The organism is Streptomyces sp. EDA2-14, assembly GCF_054963755.1.
The window spans coordinates 1-20759 of the sequence record NZ_JBUEGE010000009.1; the positions used below are offsets into that span (position 1 = coordinate 1).

Annotated in this window: 16 protein-coding genes, 1 tRNA gene and 1 pseudogene; 11 read left to right on the forward strand and 7 right to left on the reverse strand. The window is 69.7% G+C overall.

Features of this window, described 5'->3' with window-relative positions; all coding sequences use genetic code 11:
• The first annotated feature begins 72 nt into the window (after positions 1 to 72).
• The 3 genes from ACY34M_RS22035 to ACY34M_RS22045 all read left to right on the forward strand — a co-directional run bounded on the left by ACY34M_RS22035 (position 73) and on the right by ACY34M_RS22045 (position 4959).
• Complete coding sequence (locus ACY34M_RS22035) at positions 73 to 2682, forward strand: ABC transporter permease/substrate binding protein (protein WP_462719724.1); 2610 nt, start codon at positions 73 to 75, stop codon at positions 2680 to 2682.
• Between the two features lie 94 nt (positions 2683 to 2776).
• Positions 2777 to 2861 (forward strand) — tRNA-Leu (locus ACY34M_RS22040).
• A gap of 244 nt (positions 2862 to 3105) precedes the next feature.
• Positions 3106 to 4959, forward strand: a complete 1854-nt coding sequence (locus ACY34M_RS22045; protein ID WP_462719725.1) for a GmrSD restriction endonuclease domain-containing protein — start codon at positions 3106 to 3108, stop codon at positions 4957 to 4959.
• A gap of 135 nt (positions 4960 to 5094) precedes the next feature.
• Here the strand turns inward: ACY34M_RS22045 and ACY34M_RS22050 are convergent, their stop codons facing one another.
• Positions 5095 to 5589 carry an anthrone oxygenase family protein gene (locus ACY34M_RS22050; protein WP_462719726.1) on the reverse strand — a complete coding sequence of 165 codons (495 nt, stop codon included), beginning with the start codon at positions 5587 to 5589 and terminating at the stop codon, positions 5095 to 5097.
• A gap of 183 nt (positions 5590 to 5772) precedes the next feature.
• Between ACY34M_RS22050 and ACY34M_RS22055 the strand changes: the two genes are divergently transcribed.
• From ACY34M_RS22055 to ACY34M_RS22090, 8 genes and pseudogenes are all read left to right on the forward strand, one after another.
• On the forward strand, positions 5773 to 6264 hold the full coding sequence (locus tag ACY34M_RS22055; RefSeq protein WP_462719727.1) for a hypothetical protein: 492 nt from the start codon (positions 5773 to 5775) through the stop codon (positions 6262 to 6264).
• A complete protein-coding gene (locus ACY34M_RS22060; protein WP_462719728.1) occupies positions 6261 to 6842 on the forward strand; it encodes a hypothetical protein in 582 nt (193 codons plus the stop codon). Before ACY34M_RS22055 ends, ACY34M_RS22060 begins: the two co-directional genes overlap by 4 nt.
• On the forward strand, positions 6842 to 9034 hold the full coding sequence (locus ACY34M_RS22065) for a putative T7SS-secreted protein (RefSeq protein ID WP_462719729.1): 2193 nt from the start codon (positions 6842 to 6844) through the stop codon (positions 9032 to 9034). The genes ACY34M_RS22060 and ACY34M_RS22065 overlap by 1 nt, the downstream gene beginning before the upstream one ends.
• A 131-nt stretch (positions 9035 to 9165) precedes the next feature.
• On the forward strand, positions 9166 to 10095 hold the full coding sequence (locus tag ACY34M_RS22070) for a hypothetical protein (protein WP_462719730.1): 930 nt from the start codon (positions 9166 to 9168) through the stop codon (positions 10093 to 10095).
• A gap of 16 nt (positions 10096 to 10111) precedes the next feature.
• Positions 10112 to 10513, forward strand: a pseudogene (locus ACY34M_RS22075) (DUF6508 domain-containing protein); the annotation flags it as partial.
• A gap of 57 nt (positions 10514 to 10570) precedes the next feature.
• On the forward strand, positions 10571 to 11602 hold the full coding sequence (locus ACY34M_RS22080) for an ADP-ribosylglycohydrolase family protein (RefSeq protein ID WP_462719965.1): 1032 nt from the start codon (positions 10571 to 10573) through the stop codon (positions 11600 to 11602).
• 160 nt (positions 11603 to 11762) lie between these two features.
• A complete protein-coding gene (locus ACY34M_RS22085; RefSeq protein ID WP_462719731.1) occupies positions 11763 to 12992 on the forward strand; it encodes a 4-hydroxybenzoate 3-monooxygenase in 1230 nt (409 codons plus the stop codon).
• An 83-nt stretch (positions 12993 to 13075) separates the two neighbouring features.
• Entirely contained in the window at positions 13076 to 14782 is a 1707-nt protein-coding gene (locus tag ACY34M_RS22090; RefSeq protein WP_462719732.1) for a methyltransferase, read from the forward strand.
• A 31-nt stretch (positions 14783 to 14813) separates the two neighbouring features.
• On the opposite strand, the gene ACY34M_RS22095 is transcribed toward ACY34M_RS22090, so the two are convergent.
• Genes ACY34M_RS22095 through otnK form a run of 6 tightly spaced genes read right to left on the reverse strand, consistent with a single transcriptional unit; the run spans position 14814 to position 20759 of the window.
• Positions 14814 to 15581 (reverse strand): FadR/GntR family transcriptional regulator, encoded by a 768-nt coding sequence (locus ACY34M_RS22095; RefSeq protein WP_462719733.1) that lies wholly within the window; start codon positions 15579 to 15581, stop codon positions 14814 to 14816.
• A gap of 4 nt (positions 15582 to 15585) precedes the next feature.
• The gene (denD, locus tag ACY34M_RS22100; RefSeq protein WP_462719734.1) at positions 15586 to 16608 is read right to left on the reverse strand and encodes a D-erythronate dehydrogenase; all 1023 of its coding nucleotides are present in this window, start codon (positions 16606 to 16608) and stop codon (positions 15586 to 15588) included.
• Positions 16605 to 17399 (reverse strand): 2-oxo-tetronate isomerase, encoded by a 795-nt coding sequence (otnI, locus tag ACY34M_RS22105; protein WP_462719735.1) that lies wholly within the window; start codon positions 17397 to 17399, stop codon positions 16605 to 16607. Before otnI ends, denD begins: the two co-directional genes overlap by 4 nt.
• 37 nt (positions 17400 to 17436) lie before the next feature.
• Positions 17437 to 18744, reverse strand: coding sequence for an MFS transporter (locus tag ACY34M_RS22110; protein WP_462719736.1), 1308 nt, complete (start codon positions 18742 to 18744; stop codon positions 17437 to 17439).
• Between the two features lie 51 nt (positions 18745 to 18795).
• Positions 18796 to 19476 (reverse strand): class II aldolase/adducin family protein, encoded by a 681-nt coding sequence (locus tag ACY34M_RS22115; protein WP_462719737.1) that lies wholly within the window; start codon positions 19474 to 19476, stop codon positions 18796 to 18798.
• Positions 19473 to 20759 (reverse strand): 3-oxo-tetronate kinase, encoded by a 1287-nt coding sequence (gene otnK / locus ACY34M_RS22120; RefSeq protein ID WP_462719738.1) that lies wholly within the window; start codon positions 20757 to 20759, stop codon positions 19473 to 19475. The genes ACY34M_RS22115 and otnK overlap by 4 nt, the downstream gene beginning before the upstream one ends.

Consider the following 20759-nt stretch of genomic DNA (forward strand, 5'->3'; position numbering starts at 1 on the left):
GCGTGGAAGGCGGCGAATCGGCCGCCGACGTGGACGTCGTCGAGGACGAGTCGGCGGAGAAGGTGATCGCCGGTGCCTAGGATTCCCTTCGGTGACTGGGTCAACGACGCGGTCCAGTGGATGCTCACGCACATGGCGTGGCTGTTCGACTTCTTCCAGTCGATTTTCAACGGCGTCTACAACGGCCTGAGCGACGTCCTCCAGGCGCCCGAGCCGCTGCTGATGGCGGGCATCTTCGCCGTCGTCGCGTTCTGGCTGCGCGGCACGCTCGCCGGCGTACTCACCTTCGTCGGATTCTGGTTCATCCAGAACCTGGAGCTGTGGGACGACGCGATGCTGACGCTGTCGCTCGTCCTCGTGTCGACGCTCATCGCGCTGATCATCGGCGTGCCGCTCGGCATCTGGGCCGCGCGCTCCAAGCGCGTCAGCAACCTGTTCCGTCCGGTCCTCGACCTGATGCAGACGCTGCCGGCGATGGTCTACCTGATCCCGGCCATTCTGTTCTTCGGCTCGGGTGCCCCCGCCGGTATCGTCGCGACGCTGATCTTCGCGGTGCCGCCGGGCGTGCGCATGACCGAGCTGGGTATCCGGCAGGTCGACGAGGAACTGGTCGAGGCCGCCGACGCGTTCGGCACGACCCCGGCCAAGACCCTGTGGCGCGTGCAGCTGCCGCTGGCTCTCCCGACGATCATGGCGGGCGTCAACCAGGTCATCATGCTGGGCCTGTCCATGGCCGCGATCGCGGGCATGGTCGGCACCGGCGGTCTCGGTGGCGCGGTGAACGAGGCCATCGGCCAGCTGAACGTCGGCCTCGGTGCCGAGGCCGGTATCTCGATCGTGATTCTGGCGGTCTACCTGGACCGCATGACGAGTTCGCTGGGCCAGCAGGTCTCGCCGCTGGGCCGCCGTGCGCTCGCCAAGCTGCGCGCCGCGCACGGCATGAAGATCTGGTCGTACCGTCCCCGCCCGGCCGTCGCCGTGGTCGGTGTCGTCGTCCTGGCGCTCGTCGCGGGCGGCATGGGCATGTTCGGCCAGAACAACGCCTCCACCTCCCAGGCCGTGTCCACGAACGTGGGTCAGGGCAAGAAGATCACCCTGGGCTATGTGCCGTGGGACGACGCCGTCGCCTCCGGATTCCTGTGGAAGGAAGCCCTCGAACAGCGCGGCTTCAAGGTGGAGATGAAGCAGCTCGACGCCGGCCCGCTCTACACCTCGCTCGCCGAGGGCTCGGTCGACTTCCAGACGGACTCCTGGCTGCCGGTGACGCACGCCGAGTACTGGAAGAAGTACGGCAAGGAGCTTGAGGACCTCGGTTCTTGGTACGGCCCCACGTCCCTCGAACTGGCGGTGCCTTCGTACATGAAGGACATCAAGTCCATGGAGGACTTGAAGGGCCAGGCCGACAAGTTCGACGGCAAGATCACCGGCATCGAGGCCAGCGCCGGCGAGATGGGCCTGCTCAAGAGCAAGGTCCTGAAGGAGTACGGCCTCGACAAGGAGTACAAGGTCGTCGACAGCTCCACGCCGGCCATGCTGGCGCAGCTGAAGCGCGCGTACTCCGCCAAGAAGCCGATCCTGACGACGCTGTGGTCGCCGCACTGGGCGTACAACGACTACAAGCTCACCAAGCTCAAGGACCCCAAGGGCGCCTGGGGCAAGGGCGACGGCATCCACTCCATCGGGCGCAAGGGCTTCGGCAAGGAGTTCCCCGAGGTCGACAAGTGGCTCAAGGACTTCAAGCTGACCGACAAGCAGCTCACGAGTCTTGAGGCCGAGATCAACAAGTCGGGCAAGGGCGAGCAGCAGGACGCCGTGCGGGCGTGGCTGAAGAAGAACCCCGGCTTCGTCGACAAGATCGCCCCCGTCAAGAAGCAGTCGACCCCCGCGGAGGCCAAGCGCCCGGTGAACGTCGCCTGGTTCCCCTGGGACGAGGACATCGCGGTCACCTTCCTCTGGAAGCACGTCCTGGAGAACCGCGGCTACAAGCTCAACCTCAAGCAGATGGACGTCGGCCCGGTCTACACGGGCCTGTCCACCGGTGACCTGGACGTCAACTTCGACGCCTGGCTGCCGTATACGCAGAAGAGCTACTGGGACAAGTACAAGAACAAGGTCACGACCCTCGGCTCCTGGTACGGGCCCACCTCGCTCGAGATCGCCGTCCCGTCGTACGTGAAGGGCATCAAGTCGGTCGAGGACCTCAAGGGCAGGGCCAAGGAGTTCAACGGCAAGATCGTCGGCATCGAGGGCGGCACCGGCACGATGGACATCCTCCGCAAGGATGTCGTGCCGGGCTACGGCCTCGACAAGGAGTACAAGGTCGTCGACGGCTCCACGCCCGCGATGCTCGCCGAACTCAAGCGCGCCTACGCCAAGAAGAAGCCGATCGCGGTGCTCCTGTGGACCCCGCACTGGGCCTACAGCAAGTACGACCTGACCAAGCTGAAGGACCCCAAGGGTCTCTTCGGCAAGGGCGACACGATTCGCACGGTCACCAGCAAGGCGTTCACCGAGCAGTACCCGAAGCTCACGAAGTGGTTCAAGAACTTCAAGATGACCGAGGACGAACTCGGCACCCTGGAGATCGAGATCAACAAGCGGGGCCAGGGCCATCAGGCGGAGGCCGTCGCGGCGTGGCTGAAGAAGCACCCGGAGGTCGAGCAGCGGATGACTTCGCCGTAGTACGCCAGTACATAGGCGCTGGTGAAAGCCACTCCCAGACCTTGATAAGGTTCTGTCCGTCGCCACGGGGCCAGCCCCTGGCGGCGGACACCTTGTCCGGGTGGCGGAATGGCAGACGCGCTAGCTTGAGGTGCTAGTGCCCTTTATCGGGCGTGGGGGTTCAAGTCCCCCCTCGGACACGTTCAGGACGTTCGCTGGATCGTCCGGCAGCGTTCACGAATCCCGGTGAGTCGTACGACTCACCGGGATTCGTCGTTTCCCCGGTCCGGCGCGAAGCCGCTCCCTTGGGCAGGCCCCTTCAACGCTTGGGCCGCAGGGGTGTACTGAACGATGGCCCTGCCTATCCTGGCCCATTAGCACCTGGTTGGCTCTCCGGTGTGGCTGTGCATCACGCAGCGACCGCTACTCAGGGATTGAGTGATCATGGGTTTCCAGACCCCCCTCTACGAGCTGTCCGACTACCTGAAGTGGACGGCTGACGGCCAGATCCAGCTGCCCGACTTCCAGCGCGGCTACAAGTGGGAGGACGAGCGGATCCGCCAGCTCATCGTCACGATTCTGAGAGGCCATCCGCTCGGCGTCGTGATGATGCTGCGGACTGGCAACGATCAGATCCGCTTCAAGCCGCGCCCGATCGACGGAGTCGAGCTCCCACCGGGCACCGAGCCTCAGTTGCTTCTGCTCGATGGGCAGCAGCGGCTCACCTCGCTCACCCAGGCCCTGACGGGCGACGGCATCGTCCACACCAAGGACAGTCGCGGCAGGCTCATGGACCGCCGCTACGTCATTCACATGCCGACGGCGTTGCAGGGAGAGGATCGGATGGATGAGGCCGTCGTGTCCCTGCCGGGCGACGGCATCATACGTAGCAATTTCGGCAAGGACATCGACCTGGATCTCTCCACCCCGGAGCTGGAGCGAGCCAACGGCTACTTTCCCGCGCGTCTCCTCTTCGGCGGCGCGGAAACCGTCACCTGGCTCTTCGCCTGCCCGGACACGACCCAGGCGAGCACATTCCACGCCAATGTCATTCAGCCCTGCTCCACCTACAACCTGCCCGCCATCGAGCTCGACAAGACGACCACCAAGTCAGCCGTGGCCACCGTCTTCGAGAAGGTCAACACCGGCGGCCTTCCGCTCAACGTCTTCGAGCTGCTCACCGCTACCTTCGCCGGCGACAAGCAGTACTTCGACACGCACGGCACCGACTTCCGACTGAACGACGACTGGCAGAAGACCCAGAACGGCTTCGCCGCGCAGCCGGTTCTGGCGGCCGTGGAGAACATCGATTTCCTTCAGACGGTGAGCCTGCTCGCCAGTCTGAGGCGTGCCCGCGAGCAAGGGCCCGGTCGGCCGTCAGCGGTGTCCGCGCGGAAAGAGGACCTGCTCAAGCTCACCCTCGATGACTACCTGGACTGGGTGCAGCCCGTTCGCGACGCGTACGCCTGGGCGGCGGTCTTTCTCGCCGACCATCACATCTACGATGTGAAGTTCCTGCCGTATCCCAAGCAGCTCGTCCCGCTCGCCGCCATCAAGGTCGTCCTCGGTGACGACGCCGACCTCCATGGCGTTCGCGAGAAGCTGGCCCGCTGGTTCTGGTGCGGCATCCTCGGAGAGCTGTACGGCTCGGCCATCGAGACCCGATTCGCGCGCGACATCGAGTCCGTCCCGGACTGGGCCCGTGGCAGGGAGACGGATACGCCACGGACCGTCGCAGATTGCACCTTTGCCGCCTCACGACTCCTGTCGCTCCGTACGAGGAATGCCGCAGCTTACAAGGGCATCTACGCGCTCATTCTGTCGAACGGGTCGAAGGACTGGATGTACGACAAGGCGCTCGACAAGGTGCAGTACTCGGACCTCGCCGTCGACATCCACCACATCTTTCCCTACAGGTGGTGCCTGGATCACGACATCGACCCCGCGCATCGGGAGAGCATCGTCAACAAGACCCCGCTTTCCGCCGAAACCAACCGGGCCATCGGCGGGGTCGCTCCGTCGGTGTACCTGCCGAGGGTCGAGAAAAGGGCCGACATTGGTGCCGCCAAGCTTGATGACATCGTCGGTACCCACTTGGTGGAACCCTCTGAACTGAGGCAGGACGATTTCGAGGGGTTCTTCAACAGTCGTCTGCAGAAGCTGATACAGCTCATCGAGGCCGCTACCGGAAAGCCCGTCCAGAACGACATCGTCGAAGAGGACGGAGCCGAGAGTCTGCGGATGTACGACCCGGAGGACATCGCGGTCAGGCCCGAAGTCGACGAACTGGACGTCTGACACCGCCAGTTGAAGCCGCCTCCGTTGGGACCTGTTCGCGCTCGTCGACTCGTTCAAGGGAACCGCGGCGTACGCGGCCAGGCTGCACGGGCGCGCGGAGGCGCTGCTGGGCGCGGGCCGTTGGTGCTGTGGCGTTCAGCTTCCGCCCTGGAGGACGAGCGCCCAGCACCACAATCCGGTGGCGGCCGTGCACAGTAGCGTCCGCACCACGTTCCACCGCACCCACGGCCCCTCGAACTCGGCCCGGGCGGCAGCCGGCTGGGCGATCGAGGCCACAGGCCCGGCGGCGTCGAGCGCGTTGTTGAGCGGAATGTTCAGGCGGCCGGTGAGGGCCATCGACGCGACATAGCAGACGAGCGCCGCGACGGCGGGCCACACCGCGGCCCGGTCTCCGCCGCCGAACTGCAGGCCGACCGCGAGCGCGCCGAACAGCAGCGCGCCGACGTATCCGAGCAGGAACCACCCGTTGAGGATCGCCCTGTTGATCCGCTGCATCACATCGATGAACGTCCGGTCGTCCCCGCCGTGCAGCGCCGGCATCACCGAAATGGCGAACCCGTAGAACAACCCGCTGACAAGCCCCGTCGTGACCGTCGCCGCGACGAGCGCGAGCGTCTGTGCGATCTCCATTGCCCCGCTCCTTCCCCCTGCTGCCCCTGTGGCGCACCGGTCGAACAACTCCCCTGTGTGCAAAGAGAATGCAACAGAAAGGTCAAACGCGCAGGCGGAACGGTTCAGGAACCCGTCTTCGCAGCGTGCACACACGTCTGTGATTGCATGATCGCTGCGCCGCGCACGGGGAGGAAGTAGCGAATGATGCACGCGGGACAGGTAGCCAGTGGGGTCCAGAGAGCCGCGGGCGACGACGGGCGGGCCGAATTGGCGGCCGAGATCAGGGACTTCTACGCGGAGCGAGGGGACCGGGACGCGTTGCTCGCCGCGTTCCGTGAGGCGGCGGTCATCGTGCCGATGGCCGGACCGCGCTCGCTGTGGAACGGCTCGGTGCAGGGCACGCGATGGTTGTACGCCTTCACCTCGCAGGGCGAGTTGCAGCGGTTCGTGCACGCCAAGGGCGCCCAGGACGACGCGGATCTCGCCGCGCAGCACGGCCGGATCAACTTCGTGACCGTGCTCGGCTTCCGACTTCTGGACGACGTCCTGCCCGACCTTGTACGCGAGGTGAGGCAGCCGGCGGGTGTCGCGGTGGACGTGGCCGGCGCGTATCCGATGCTGCTGCCGCCCACGTGCGGCATCGTCCCGGACGCAATCGCCGTCGACACCCTCGCGCAGGGGGCGATGGCATGAGCGGCGGTGGTTACGGGGTCGACCCGGAGCTGCTCAAGCAGGCGGCCAAGGGCATCAACCAGGTCATCGACGAGCTGCAGTCGCTCGGCGGGCTGCACGCGGTCGGGAACGGCGCCGTGGGGCGCGGATTCGAGGACATCTCGCTGAGCAAGTTGCAGGTGGGCGACGAGGGCCTGGCCACGGTACTGACGGCCTTCGGTGAGCGGTGGGCCTGGGGCGTACGCGAACTTGTACAGGAGGGCAACGAGGTCGCCGACAAGCTGGACCTGTCCGCCGGCACGTACCACGACATGGAGGAGTACGGGGAAGGCATCGTCAAGGACGCGGCCATGGCGCAGTACGGGGCTCCGACGGTGACCGGCGACGAGGCGAGCAAGATGTCGTGGGGCGAGATCGGGGACGGCATCAAGGAGACCACCAGGCCCGACCGGTCGCCCGAAGCCACCAAGTCGGCCATGGACGACATGCATGAGCAGTGGTCGGGTGCCATCAAGGACTCCACCACGAGCGGCGTCAGGGGCGCGACCATCGACATGCTCGAGTCCGTCTACCGTTCGGGCCGCGGCGGTGACGGCTGATGGGCGTCACCGGCTGGATCTCCGACAAGGTCGGGGCCGCCAAGGACACGGTCGTCGAGGGCACGAAGGACGGCCTCGAGTGGGCCGGCGACAAGCTGGGCATGGACGTGTCCGAGCGCGAGCTTGACGAGACGGTCGAGCCGGGCGAGCTCGTCCACGGTTCGCCCGGCGATCTACGGGAGGCCGCCGACCACCTGGCCGCGTTCGCGAAGGCTTTCGAGTCGACAGGGCAGGCGCTGCGGAAGATTGCCACCGGGGAATGGAGCGGCGCGGCGGGCGACTCGTTCCGCGAGAAGTTCGAAGCGCACCCCAAGCGGTGGCTGACCGCGGCCGACGCCTGCCACGACGCCGCGAGCGCACTGCACGTGTACGCCGACACCGTCGAGTGGGCGCGCAAGCAGGCGGCCGTGGCCGTCCAGACCTGGCGCGCCGCCGAGCAGCGCTCCGAGCACGCGCGGGCAACGTACGAGCGAGAGCAGCAGGCGGTGTGGGACTACAAGGTGGCCGGGCCGCTCGCCGCCGAACAGGGCCCCGCACCCAAGGACCCCGGTGTCTTCGACGACCCCGGAGCGGCGGGCAAGCAGGAGGCCCGTGAGATCCTCAACGAAGCTCGCAGTCAGCGCAGTTCAGCGGCGGCCGCCGCGAAGGTCAAGGTCATCGAGGCATCTAAGGGTGCCCCCGACACACCAGGAGCGGGGAGTCAACTCCTGTCCGCGGTCGGGGACTACGCGAAGTCCGGCGTCGTCAGCACCGAGCATCTGCTGGGCGGCTTCGTGAAGGGCGGCTCGGACACCGTACGGCTCCTCAACACGGTGCAGCCGTTCACGCCGTACAACATGACGCACCCGATGCAGTACCTCTCCAACGTGAGCGGTATGACCGCCGGCCTGGTCAAGAGCACCAACCACCCCGTCGACCTGGTGAAGGGCATGGTCGGTTCCGGCTGGTCCAAGGATCCGGCGGAGGCGACGGGTTCGTTCCTCTTCGACGCCGCGACCGACGTCGCCACGGGCGGCGCGGCAACCGGAGCCTCCGCTGCGCGGCGCGGGCTGACCACGGTGGCCCGCGAGGGCGCGGAGGAGGCCACGGAGTCGGCGGCCCGGAGTGCGGCGCGGCACGCTACGGAGGACTTCGCCGAGGGGGCGGGGGAGTCCGCGGCGAAGCATGGCGGGTCCGATGCGTGGGGGGCTGTCGACTCGGATGTGGCGAAGGCCGGGGGCGGCGCCGGTGCGGGGTCCCCGACGGCGGGCAGGACGGAGCTGCCGGAGGGGTGGACCGTCGACCGGGCGCCGGAGAATCCCGCGGTGCCGGAGAGTCCCGCGGTGCCGGAGAGTCCCGCGGTGCCGGAGAGTCCCGCGGTGCCGGATACCGCGCACAGCCCCTTCGACGACGCCCCCAAGGCCGATGACGTCCCGTCCCACACCTCCGCCGACGACGCGCTGGCCGATCCCGGCAGCCACGGCACCGGCCATGACGGGCCCGCCCCCGACGCCCCGGACAGGGGAGACTGGGACGACCGTGGCAACGGCGCAGATGAAGGGCACGGCGGTGACCTCGACCAGTCCCCGGACGGCTCCCCGGAGCAGCCACCCGACGGTGACACATCCGCGGCCCGAGGCGATGAGCATGAAGCACTCACCGGCGCCCGGGACTTCGATGCGGACGGGGCGGTGCGGTACGGAAATTCCGAGTTGGGCGACACCGTTCGCTCGCTGCCTGCGGAGGAGCGTGACGCACTGCACGCCTACACCAGCCACCGCTTCGGCGACATCAACGGACTCCTGCGAGGAGACGCCGGCCTGGCGAGCCCGCAAGTGGAAGGCTGGATCGACAACATCGATTCCGCCATGGGCAAGAGCACCCTCCCGGAGGACCTGGTGGTCCACAGGGCGACCGACCTGGACCACTGGCTCAAGGAATTCAAGGTGAGCGACCCGCAGGAACTGGCGGGCAAGACGCTCACCGACGACGGCTATCTGTCCACGTCCCTGGGGCCGACGCAGTTCACGCACACCGAGTCCGTGCTGCATCTCCGCGCCCCCGAGGGAACGCATGGAATGTGGGTCGACGAGATCAGCCAGAACCGGGGTGAGCGAGAATTGCTCCTCGACCGGGGCCAGAAATTCCAGGTGTCGGAAGTCGCGAACGTGGACGGCAAGTATCACATCTACGGAGAAATTGTAGCCAAGTGAGTGAGAAAACCCCCGGGGGGCATGAGGAAATCCCCTTGGTACGGCCCCAGTCGGAACCCCTCAGCCCGCGGCTCGTGTACAGCCCGCCCGATTACAGGAGTCGGTACGACGGTCCGGTCAAGTATGTGCTCTTGGCCAACCCCATAGGAGTTTTCGGCTGCCTGTGGGCATCCGACGAGGAGGGTGCTGTAGGCATCTACATCAATCGGGAGCAAGGCGATGACGCGAGCAACAAGTCCTACAGTTTCTGGCTCTGGCGGCGTCGGGCGGCCTACGAGCGGGGGCTGAGCCCGACCGAGTTCCTGGCCGAGGCTCAGTCCAAGCGCCCCGGCGCCTGGCCGTATCCGGGAGTCGTGCTGCCGGGCGAATGGGGCGAGGCGCAGAGCCCGAGTGAGCTCTCGGAGAAGATCGTCACGCCCAGCATCGACGAACCGGACCGACGCAGCCTGTTCTCCCGCCACTTCCCCAGGTACGAACGGGGAAAGGGATTCGTCGTGCACGTCTCCGATCAGATGCGGCGGACCGCCGAATACGCCAAGCCGGCAGAGGGTGAACGTCTCTGGTTCGCGGTGGACCCGAACTTTCCGCTGTACGACCGCAGCAAGATCCCGGTCAGCGGATACCTCGGCCTGTGGCGCATCCGCCCCGACGGGTCGCTGTCGGAGTACGAGCCGAACCCCAAATGGAAGGTGACGGCCAAGGGGATGGGCTTCGACCCGGCGGTCAACGACGTCGAGCTCGAATACCAAAGGCTGCGCGTGGCGCGGACCACGGCCGCGAATTTCCTGGTGGTCCTGCGCAGCGCCGAGGTGCACTACCCACTCGCCGCGGACGGCAGGCCGCTGTGGCTGCGAGACGACATGGACGGCAAGTACCCCCACTTGCTGGAGATCGCCACGCGCGAGGACTACGTCCCCAAGGACTGGCCAGGGGTCGGCACGGCGACCGTCGAGGAGCTGACCCGAAACGCCGCCCCGTCGAGCTGGGTGCGGATCAACCGCGGCTACCGCCTCGGTGTCACCCTCCCGGTCCGCGACATCGCCGCGAACGCCTTCGGCTGACGAACGGACGACGACGATGAATCAGCCTGCCGACGGGCCGCGCAGCGATGCCGCGCTGCTCGACCAGCTCGCCCCGGCCAAGGACGCGCAGTGGTCGGAGCTGGAGCGCAGTATCGGCTGGTTGCGGGAGATTCGAGCCGTGCCGTGGACGTCTCCTGGCGAGAGCAGTGATGGCGTCCTACGCATTCCTCACCCTCAGTACCCGCCCCTCGTCGGGCGCGTGTGCGAGTTGCTGTACGAGGTCGGTGCCATCACGCCCGCCTACCCGTGGATGGACCAGGATCCACCACGAACTGGTGATGACGGCACCATGGGTGCGGCCGACGCCGTCCGCCTGCTCACCACCGTCGTACGAGGCGAACGCTTCGGGGACGGCTGCATCGCCAGGGCGCTGGAAGACGGTTCGTTCGCCGTCGCGGTACAGGCCCTGATCAGCCGGCGCCGAAGCACATCCCACCGGAAGGACCACAGCGTCGTGAGCACCCCCAACAAGCGCCCTGCCACCGGCGCCCTGATCGGTTCCGCCCTCGGTGACGCCCTGGGGCAGCCCACCGAGTTCCTCACGTCCGTCACGCGCATCGAGGCCGAGTTCGGGCCCTGGCGCGGGATGCGGCTGCCCGTACGTCACGACGGCGTCGCGCTCGTCACGGACGACACCGAGATGACACTCGCGGTGGCGCGCGCCCTGCGCAAGGTGCAGGAGGCCGGTGGGCTGAGTCGGCCCGAGCCGGTGACGGGCGCGCTCGTCGAGCACTTCTCCGCCTGGCTCGACCACCCGGGCATCGCCCCCGGCAACACCTGTATGAGGGCGTGCCGCGCCCTGCGCAAGGGCACCCCGTGGGCAGCGGCGACGATCACCGAAAGCAAGGGCTGTGGCGCCAACATGCGCGTCGCGCCCGTCGCCCTGGTCCCCGGCCCGGCGCCCCACCACCGCGCCCTGATCGCCCAGTTGCAGAGCGCCCTCACGCACGGCCACCCCACCGCCCTCGCCGCCAGTGACCTGACCGCGTACGCGATCCGGCTCCTCGCCCACGGCACGCCGCCCGCGCTCCTGCCGGAACTCCTGCTCACCTACGCGCGCGCCTCGGTCCTCACGCCGCCGCCCGGCTGGGGCCAGTGGCTCGGCGACCTCGCACCCCAAGGGGCCGCTTACGTCGACGGAGGCTGGCAGGAATGCATCAGCGTCCTCGAACGCCTCGCCGCGGCCGCCGCGCCCGGCGGCGTCGACCCGGAGGCCGACCCGTGCCTGGCGACGGGCGCGGCATGGATCGCCGAAGAGGCCCTGGCGACCGGCCTCTTGTGCTTCCTGCTCTTCCCCGACGACCCGGTCGCCGCGATCCGCCGCGCCGCGTGCACGTCCGGCGACTCCGACTCGATCGCCGCGCTCACGGGCGCCTTCACGGGCGCCTACCACGGGATCACGGCCTGGCCCCCGGAGTGGATCTCCCGGGTGGAACACAGTACGGAGCTGCTCGCGTTGGGCGGAGCGTGGGACGAGGAGGACTGACCGGTCAGGAGGCCTGACCGGTTCTGCGTGAAACCGGGGGCCATGGTGCCAACGCGCCCTCGGCTCTTACTTTTTGTTGTCCGGTGCCACGTGCAAGCGCATCCGCAGATGGGTGATTCCGGTCAGCCGTCGGCTTCAAGTCCGTCTATGGTCACCGTTCGTGACAGAGCGGCAGGCCCGGCGGGCCGAGCGTGACGAGCAGGCGTCCGGCGGCAGGGCCGACGTAGCGATCCTGGGTGCAGGTCCGGCCGGGCTCGCCCTGGGGAACCTGCTCCAGTGTGCCGGGATCGACTGCGTGATCCTGGAGCGCGGCACCCGCGAGCACATCAGTACCCGGGCCCGCGCCGGCTACCTGGCCGCCCACACCGTACGGATCCTCGAACGCCACGGGCTGGCCGAGAACCTGCGCCGGAACGGAACGGCCCACGGAACCTGCGAATTCCGCTGCGAGGACGGCCGGTTCCGGCTCGACTACCGCGGCCTCGGGCAGGGCGAACAGCACACCGTCTACCCGCAGCAGTTCCTGGTGTCCGATCTGCTGACGCACTATCAGGAGGCCGGTGGCCGGATCCGCTTCGACTGCGAGGCCGAGAAGGTGCGGGGCCTCGACGGCGACCGGCCGGTGGTCGTCACGCGCGACGCGGACGGCGGGCGCGGCGCATGGCAGGCCCGCTACGTCGCCGGCTGCGACGGCCGGCACGGCGCGGCCCGCCGCTCGCTTCCTGCGGGCGCGGTCCGCCGGCACCACCGCGACCACGGGGTGTCCTGGCTCGGGGTGCTCGCCGAGGCGCCGCCGAGCCTGGACGCCGTCGGCTACGCGGTGCACGACCTCGGCTTCGCCGGGCACATGGCCCGGACCCAGGACGTCACCCGCTACTACCTCCAGTGCGAGCGCGGCACACGCGCCGATGCCTGGTCCGAGGAGCGGATCTGGGCCGAACTCGACCTGCGGATGCGGGCCGAGACCTACGGACCGCTGCGCCGCGGCCCGCTCGTCCAGCGCACCGTCGTCGACTTCGAGTCCGACGTGGTGGAACCCCTGCGCCACGGGCCCCTCTTCCTCGCCGGCGACGCCGCCGCCCTGCTCAGCCCCTCCGCCGCCAAGGGTGCCAACCTCGCCGTCGTGGAGGCGGAACTCCTCGCCCACGCCCTGACGGACGCGCTCGTCCACGGCGACCGGTCCGGGATCGACGGCTACTCGGACCGCTGTCTGGCGCACATCTGGCGGGCGCAGGACTTCTCCCAGTGGATGATCGGCCTGCTCCACGGCCCGACCGGAACCGACGGCGCGGCGCTGTTCCACAACGCCCTGAGGCGCTCCCGACTCCACTCCCTGCGCACCTCGCGCGCCCAGCAGAACTGGTTCGCCGAGCAGTACGTCGGCATCTGAGCGACCGGCCCCGCCCACGCCACCCCCGACGTGAACCTCCTTGCCCTACCCCACCCAGCACTTGAACAGAGGACCCCGCTCCGATGATCACCACCACGGCAGCGGCGGACGACGCCGCCCGCCTGCGCGCCACGGCCGACTTCGTACGCGACCAGGACACCGAAACCCTGCTCCCGCTGCTCCTGCCCGGACTCGACGGCCCCGAGCTGCGGACGCTCGCCGGACGGTGCCGGTTCGCGCACGCCGCGCTGCTCGTGTTCCCCGAGGACGCCCCGGCGCTCGCCGCGATGCTCGATGCGTGCGGGCTCACCGCCGACGGTGACCCGATGCCGAGCGTCGTCGTCCGGGACCGCCTGGCCGTCCGGCATCGGCGGGACGCGGCCGAGCTCGACGTCGGCATCCTGCGCCCCGCGGTGACCGGCCGGGACGGAGGGCGGCGCGTGGTCGAGGTGTTCGCCCTGACCGTGCCGCCCGGCTCCGGTTCGGGCCTCGCCGAACTCGCCGCGCACGAACGCGAGCGGCAGCACGAGGCACATGTCGCCTTCGAGGTGCCGGCCCCGGATCCGCTGCTCCTGCGCGGCCTGTGCGCCACCTTCGCGCGGTACGGCGCGGCACCGGACGGCGGCGGATACAACCCGCACGAGAACGGCACGGTCTTCTACTTCGCCGCGCCCGCCGACGCGAAGTCCGCCTACGGGCGCGTGGAGCTGTACGTCCCCGGGGACCACCGCGACGTGCTCGACGCCCACCTCGCCGCCCGCCCCGACGGCCCGCACGTCGCCGAGGCGCTGCTGAGGCTGTTCACCGGGGCCTGGACGACCCGGGCGGTCGCGGTCTTCGCCGAGTTGAAGGTGCCCGACGCCATGGACACGGAGACGGGTACGGACGTGGCGGACCTGGCGCGGACGGTCGGCGCCGACCCCGAGTGCCTGGCGTCACTCCTGCGCTATCTGCGCATGCTGGACGTCGTGGCGAGCGGCCCGGACGGCTACCGCCTCACGCCTCTCGGTGAACTCCTGCGCACCGGTTCCGCGGGCTCGATGCGACCCCTTGCGCTGCTGTACGGAGGCCCGTTCTACCGCTCCTTCGGCGCTCTCGCGCACACCGTGCGCACCGGCGCCACCGCCTTCGACCACGTCTTCGGCGAGAACCACTTCGACCACTTCGCCCGGGACCCCGAACTCGCCGACCTCTTCGACCGGTCCATGGCCGCGGGCTCCCTCATGTTCGAGCCGCTCCCCGACCACCCCGTCCTGCGCGCCCCTGCCACCCGCACCGTGGTCGACGTCGCGGGCGGCAACGGCGAACTCCTCGGCCGCATCCTCGCCGCCCACCCTCGGCTGCACGGCGTACTCGTGGAGCGCCCCCACGTGGTCGAGGCCGCCCGCAGCTCGCTGAACGCGGCAGGCCTCGGCGACCGCTGCACGTACCACCCCGGAGACTTCGCCGACGTACCTCCCGGCGGCGACGTCTATCTGCTCTCCCGCGTCCTGCACGACTGGGACGACCAGCGCTGCCGCGACATCCTGGGCCACTGCGCCCGCGCCATGTCCGACGGCGCCGACCTTCTCGTCGTCGAACGCCTCCTGCCCGCCGACGGCGCCCCCTCCCTGGCCACCGCGTGGGACCTCCACATGAGGTGCAACGTCGGCGGCCGCGAACGCACCGCCGCCGACTACGGCCAACTGCTCGCGGACGCGGGGCTGTTGCTGGTGGAAGGAGCCGCGGCGCCGCTGCCGTTGGGCGGGAGTGTGCTGCACGCGCGCAAGGCCGGGGCGCCGCGCGTGTGACGCGTGGACGCCGTCCCCGTGCCGAGATCCGTCAGGACCCCGCGTCCAGGTCGACATCCACGTCCAGGTGCTCCGCCTCGTCCCAGAATTCCGGGTCCGCCTTCTGGAGGCGGGCTGCCGCGTGTTTCATGTGGCGGCGGGCCGCCGTGCGGGCCGCCTTGGGGTCGGCGGATTCGATGGCGGTGAGGATCGCCTGGTGTTCCTGGCGGACCGCTTCGAAGAAGTCGTCGCGGCGGGCCTCGTTGGCGCGGGTGACGCGGATGCCGCCCCGGGAGACCTCGCCGAGGTAGTGGACCGTGGAGACCAGGACCGGGTTGCCGGTCGACTCGGCGATGGAGCGGTGGAAGGCGAGGTCCTCGTCGGTGCCGTCGCCGCCCGCCGCGACCGCCGTGTCGATGGCGGCGAGCGCGGCGCGCATCCGGACGATGTCGGCGGGCTTGGCCCGGGTCGCCGCGAGGTGGGCGGCCTCGGCCTCCATCGCGCGGCGGACCTCGACGATCTGCAGCACCTTGCCCTTGGTCTCCGTGCCGTCGGTGTCGTCGCCCTCCAGGTCGAGGGGGCGGGTGCGGCGGGGCAGCACGAAGACGCCGCGCCCCTGCCGCGGCTCGACGAGCCCGGCGTTGCGCAGCCGGGAGACCGCCTCACGGATCACCGTGCGGCTCACGCCGAGCTGCTTGACGAGCTCGACCTCGGTCGGCAGCTTGTCGCCCGCCGTCAGCCGCCCCGACTCGATCTCCTCGGTGAGCATCGCGGCGACGCGATCGGCGAGCCGCACGGGCCCGTCCACCTTGTTGAACATGAGTTCAGTCTATCGGCGCCGTCACGGCGTCCGCGTGGTCGGCGGCGTACTGGCGGATCACCGACGCGAAGTCCGGGTCGGGGCTCAGGCCCAGTGCCGCCGCGCGCGCGTTGTCGAACGCGGCGGGCCACGAGCCGACGATCGCCTCCACGGACGGGTCCGGTGCCACCGTCACGAGGTCGGCCACCGCGTCGCCCGCCACCCGGCGGAGCGTGTCCAGCATCTCGGCGACCGTGACCGTCAGGGCCGGGAGGTTCACCGGGATGTTGCCCGTCAACTGGCCCTCGCCCGAGCCGCGTTCGGCCTGCGCCACCCGCAGGATGCCCTCGACCGTGCGGCGCGGCGACGCCAGCGCCACCCGCGTGTCCGGGCTCACCGGGCAGTTGGCGGGGAGGCCCGCGAGCGGTTCGCGGACCACGCCGGACAGGAAGCCGGAGGCCGCCGCGTTCGGCTTGCCGGGGCGCACCGACACCGTCATCAGACGGGTGACGCGGCCGTCCACGTAGCCGCGGCGCGTGTACTCGGCGACCAGCTGCTCGCAGATCCGCTTCTGCACGCCGTAGCTGGACTGCGGTGTGGGCAGCGTCGACTCGCTGACCACGGGGGGCAGGGGGAGCGCCGCGTCCGAGCCGTAGACGGCGACGCTGCTGGCCAGGACGAGGCGCACCGTCGGGCCGCCGTTCTCCGCCTGGGCGCGGGCCGCCTCCAGGAGCGCGCGGGTCGTGTCCAGGTTCGCCGTCATGCCGAGGTCGAAGTCCGCCTCGCACTCCGCCGACACCGCGGCCGCCAGGTGGATCACCACGTCCACCGGGGCCGTCCGGGTGAACAGCTCCCCGAGGTGCTCGGTGAGGTCGCCCCGGACCACGTCCACGAGCGGGTCGGCCGTCAGCGGCGACTCGTCCGGGACGAACCGGTCCGCGAGGGTGAGCCGGTCGACGGGCGCGCCGTCGAACGTGCGCCGCTCCAGCAGGGCCTCGGCGACCTGGCGGCCCAGGAAGCCGAAGCCGCCCGTGATGACGATCCTCATGCGTGCTCTCCTTGCAGGTGCTTCAGCCAGCCGAGACCCTCGCTCGTGCCGGCCTTGGGGTGGTACTCGCAGCCGATCCAGCCGTCGAAGCCCACGTCGTCGACGACGGACATCAGATGACGGAGGTTCAGCTCGCCCGCGTCGGGCTCGTGGCGGTCGGGGACGCCCGCGATCTGCAGATGGCCCACGCGGCCCGTCGGCAGGTCGCGGCGGAGGGTGGCGGTGAGGTCGCCCTCGACGATCTGGCAGTGGTACAGGTCGAGTTGGACCTTCAGGTTGGCCGCGCCGACTTCCTGGACGACGGCGTGGGCGTCCGCCTGGCGGTTCAGGAAGTAGCCCGGCATGTCACGGGTGTTGATCGGCTCGATCAGGATGTCGACGCCCGCGGACGCCGCCTGCCCGGCCGCGTACGCCAGGTTGGTGAGGTACGTGTCGCGGCAGGCGGAGCGCGACACACCCTCGGGTACGAGGCCCGCCATCATGTGCACGCGCGGGCTGCCGAGCGCGGCCGCGTACTCCAGGGCCCGGTCGACGCCCTCGCGGGCCTCGGACTCGCGGCCCGGCAGCGCCGTGATGCCGCGCTCGCCGCCGTCCCAGTCGCCGGGCGGGGCGTTGAACAGGACCTGGCGCAGCCCGTGCCCGTCGAGACGGGCGCGGAGTTCCCCGGTCCCGTACGCGTACGGGAAGAGGTACTCGACGGCCTCGAAGCCGTCCGCCGAGGCCGCGGCGAAGCGGTCCAGGAAGTCGTGCTCGGTGTACAGCATGGAAAGGTTCGCCGCGAACCTCGGCATGGTGACTCCTCAATAACAGCAGGTGGAGAGGGACGTGTCAGCGGTTGACGACGTCCTTCTTCGTGGTCAGGACGGCCGCCGCCCCGACGACGAGGGACAGCGCCAGAACGTACATCGGGATCGCCGTCGAACCGGTCGCGTCCTTCAGCGCGCCGATCATGTACGGGCTGACGAAGCCGGCGAGGTTGCCGACCGAGTTGATCGCCGCGAGGCCCGCCGCGGCAGCCGTGCCGCCGAGGAACGCGGTGGGCAGCGACCAGAACAGCGGGGCGCAGGTCAGCACGCCGGCCGCCGCGATCGACAGGGCGACGAGGGCCAGCGCGGTCGAACCGGTGAAGCTCGCCGCCATCGAGAAGCCGACGGCGCCCATCAGGGACGGGACGACCAGGTGCCAGCGGCGCTCGCGGCGCTTGTCGGCGGAGAAGCCGAAGAGGTTCATGGCGATCAGCGCGGCCAGGTACGGGACGGCGCTCAGGACGCCGATCGCGAGGCCGCCCTTGACGCCGGTGGACTCCACGAACGTCGGCATCCAGAAGGTCAGCGCGTACTGGCCCATCACGAAGCAGAAGTAGATGAGGCACATCAGCCACACCTTGCCGTTGCGGAAGGCGTCGAGCGCGCGGCCGTGGACGGTGTGGTGGGTGGCGTCGGCGGCGAGGGCCTTCTCGATGACCGTCTTCTCGTCGTCGGTCAGCCACTTGGCGTCGCGCACGCTGTTGTCGAGCCAGAAGAGACACACCACACCGATGACGAGGGCGGGGATCGCCTCCACGACGAACAGCCACTGCCAGCCGCTCCAGCCGGCCGCGTTGTCGAAGACGTCCATGATCCAGCCCGAGAGCGGGTTGCCGAAGATGCCCGCGACGGGGATCGCCGACATGAACATCGCGATGACGCGGGCCCGACGCTTTGACGGGAACCAGTACGTGCAGTAGAGGATCACGCCGGGGTAGAAGCCGGCCTCCGCGGCGCCGAGCAGGAAACGGAGCGCGTAGAACGTCGCCTCGTTGGTGACGAAGGCGAACGCCGCGGACACCACGCCCCAGCTGATCATGATGCGGGCGATCCAGGTGCGGGCGCCCACCTTCTGCATCAGCAGGTTCGAGGGCACCTCGAAGAAGAAGTAGCCGATGAAGAAGAGGCCGGCTCCGAGTCCGTAGGCCGCCTCGCTGAAGCCGAGGTCCGAGGACATCTGCAGCTTGGCGAAGCCCACGTTCACGCGGTCCAGGTACGAGACCACGTAGCAGAGGATCAGGAAGGGGACGATGCGGCGGATCACCTTGCGGAACACCGCGTTCTCACGCGCGAGTTCAGGGGCGTCGGCCGTGGGGACGGTCGTGGACATGAGGGGCACTTCCTTGTGCGGCTCAGGTGGGGGAATGAGCGGGCGGGGGGACTACCACGCCGCGCCGAACGTGGCTCTCAGTTCGGCGATGGCGTCGTCGGGGAGGGGGGTGGGTTCGCGGTCGGTCGTCAGCCAGAGGCGGGCCGTCTCCTCGAGCTCTTCGAGGACGGCGAGCGCGGAGGCGGCGTCCGGGCCCCAGACGACGGGGCCGAGACGGTCCAGCAGGACCGCCCTGATCGGGGTGCCGGCCGCGGCGCGGCCGGCGATCCGCTCGGTCACCAGATCGGCGACGCGCGGGTCGCCGGGCCGGTGATAGGGGACGAGCGGGACGTGCCCCACCTTCATCACGTAGTACGGGGTGATGGGCGGCAGCACGTCGTCCTGGCTCCACACACCGGCCAGCGTGAGCGCGACCAGGTGCGTGGAGTGGGTGTGGATCACGAAGCGGGCCGTGGGGTCGGCCGCGTAGATCCGGCGGTGCAGGGTGAGGGTCTTGCTGGCGCGGTCGCCCGCGACCTGCACACCCCGGGCGTCGACGAGCGCGAGCCGCTCCGGCTCCAGGAAGCCCATGGCCGCGTCGGTCGGGGTGATGAGGTGGCCGAGACCGTCGTCGAGCCGGGCGCTGATGTTGCCCGCGCTGGCGTGCACGTAGCCGCGGTCGAAAAGGCTGGTGCCGACGCGGACGATCTCCGAACGTGCCGTGTCGACGGGCGACTTGATGTCAGGTGTCATCGGGACTCCCCGTCGGTCAGGAGGCCGAAGGCGGCCGTGAAGAAGTCGGGGCCGCCGAAGTTCCCCGACTTGAGGGTGATGTGGAGGGTGCCGCCGTCCGGGAGCGGCGCCGCACACCACGGCACACCCGGATCGATCTGCGGGCCGATCCGCAGACCGGACAGGCCGAGGGCCTGGACGACGGCGCCGGAGGTCTCACCACCGGCGACGACGAGCCGCCGCACACCGCGCTCGACGAGTCCCTGCGCGACGCGCGCGAGCGTCCGCTCCACCAACTCCCCGGCCTCCGCGGCCCCGAGCCGCCCCTGCACCTCGCGGACGGCGTCAGGCGACACGGTCGAGCAGATCAGTACAGGACCGTCGGACGACAGGTGCGCGTCGGCGAAGGCGAGCGCCTCGGCGGCCACGTCCTCGCCCGCCGCGATCCGCAGCGGATCCACGCTGTAGACGGGTCGGCCGGTGTCGGTGAAGGCCCGCACCTGGCCGTTCGTGGCGGCGGACACCGAACCGGCGATCACCGCCGACGTGCCGGAGGCGGCGGGGAGTTCGGCGGCCTCGGGAGACGGCTCGATGCCCCAGTTCGCGGGCAGCCCGATGGCGAGCCCCGAACCGGCGGTGACCAGCGGCAGACCGGCGACCGCCGCGCCGAGCCGCACCAGGTCGTCGTTGGACACGGCGTCGACGATCGCGGCGCCGACCCCGTCCTCGCGCAGCTCCCCGATCCGCGCGGCGACGGCCTCGGGGCCCGCCGCGACGGCCTTGTGGTCGATCAGCCCGACCGGCCGTGCCATCTGCGTGCCGAGCACGGACACCAGGTTGGAGTCGGTCATCGGGGTGAGCGGGTGGTGGCGCATGCTGCTCTCGCCGAGCAGCACGTCACCGACGAAGAGGTGTCCCTTGAAGACGGTGCGCCCATTGTCGGGGAACGCCGGGGTCGCGACGGTGAAGTCGGTGCCGAGCGCGTCCATCAGAGCCTCGGTGACCGGGCCGATGTTGCCGGCCGGCGTCGAGTCGAAGGTCGAGCAGTACTTGAAGTAGATCTGCTCGGCGCCCGCGGACCGCAGCCACTCCAGGGCGCGCAGCGAGGAGTCGACGGCCTCGGCCGCCGGGACGGTCCGCGACTTGAGCGCGATCACGACCGCGTCGGCGTCCTGCGGCGCCGCGGTGTCCCGCGCCGGTACGTCGATGAGCTGGACGACGCGCATGCCCGCGCGCACCAGGTTGTTGGCGAGGTCGGTGGCGCCGGTGAAGTCGTCGGCGATGCAGCCGAGGCGGACGGGCAC

Bases quoted from the DNA above. Each gene is read 5' to 3' on its own strand.
- ACY34M_RS22045 (WP_462719725.1), top strand. From the start codon at position 3,106: ATGGGTTTCCAGACCCCCCTCTACGAGCTGTCCGACTACCTGAAGTGG.
- ACY34M_RS22050 (WP_462719726.1), bottom strand. From the start codon at position 5,589: ATGGAGATCGCACAGACGCTCGCGCTCGTCGCGGCGACGGTCACGACG.
- ACY34M_RS22055 (WP_462719727.1), top strand. From the start codon at position 5,773: ATGATGCACGCGGGACAGGTAGCCAGTGGGGTCCAGAGAGCCGCGGGC.
- ACY34M_RS22060 (WP_462719728.1), top strand. From the start codon at position 6,261: ATGAGCGGCGGTGGTTACGGGGTCGACCCGGAGCTGCTCAAGCAGGCG.
- ACY34M_RS22065 (WP_462719729.1), top strand. From the start codon at position 6,842: ATGGGCGTCACCGGCTGGATCTCCGACAAGGTCGGGGCCGCCAAGGAC.
- ACY34M_RS22090 (WP_462719732.1), top strand. From the start codon at position 13,076: ATGATCACCACCACGGCAGCGGCGGACGACGCCGCCCGCCTGCGCGCC.
- ACY34M_RS22095 (WP_462719733.1), bottom strand. From the start codon at position 15,581: ATGTTCAACAAGGTGGACGGGCCCGTGCGGCTCGCCGATCGCGTCGCC.
- denD (WP_462719734.1), bottom strand. From the start codon at position 16,608: ATGAGGATCGTCATCACGGGCGGCTTCGGCTTCCTGGGCCGCCAGGTC.
- otnI (WP_462719735.1), bottom strand. From the start codon at position 17,399: ATGCCGAGGTTCGCGGCGAACCTTTCCATGCTGTACACCGAGCACGAC.
- ACY34M_RS22110 (WP_462719736.1), bottom strand. From the start codon at position 18,744: ATGTCCACGACCGTCCCCACGGCCGACGCCCCTGAACTCGCGCGTGAG.
- ACY34M_RS22115 (WP_462719737.1), bottom strand. From the start codon at position 19,476: ATGACACCTGACATCAAGTCGCCCGTCGACACGGCACGTTCGGAGATC.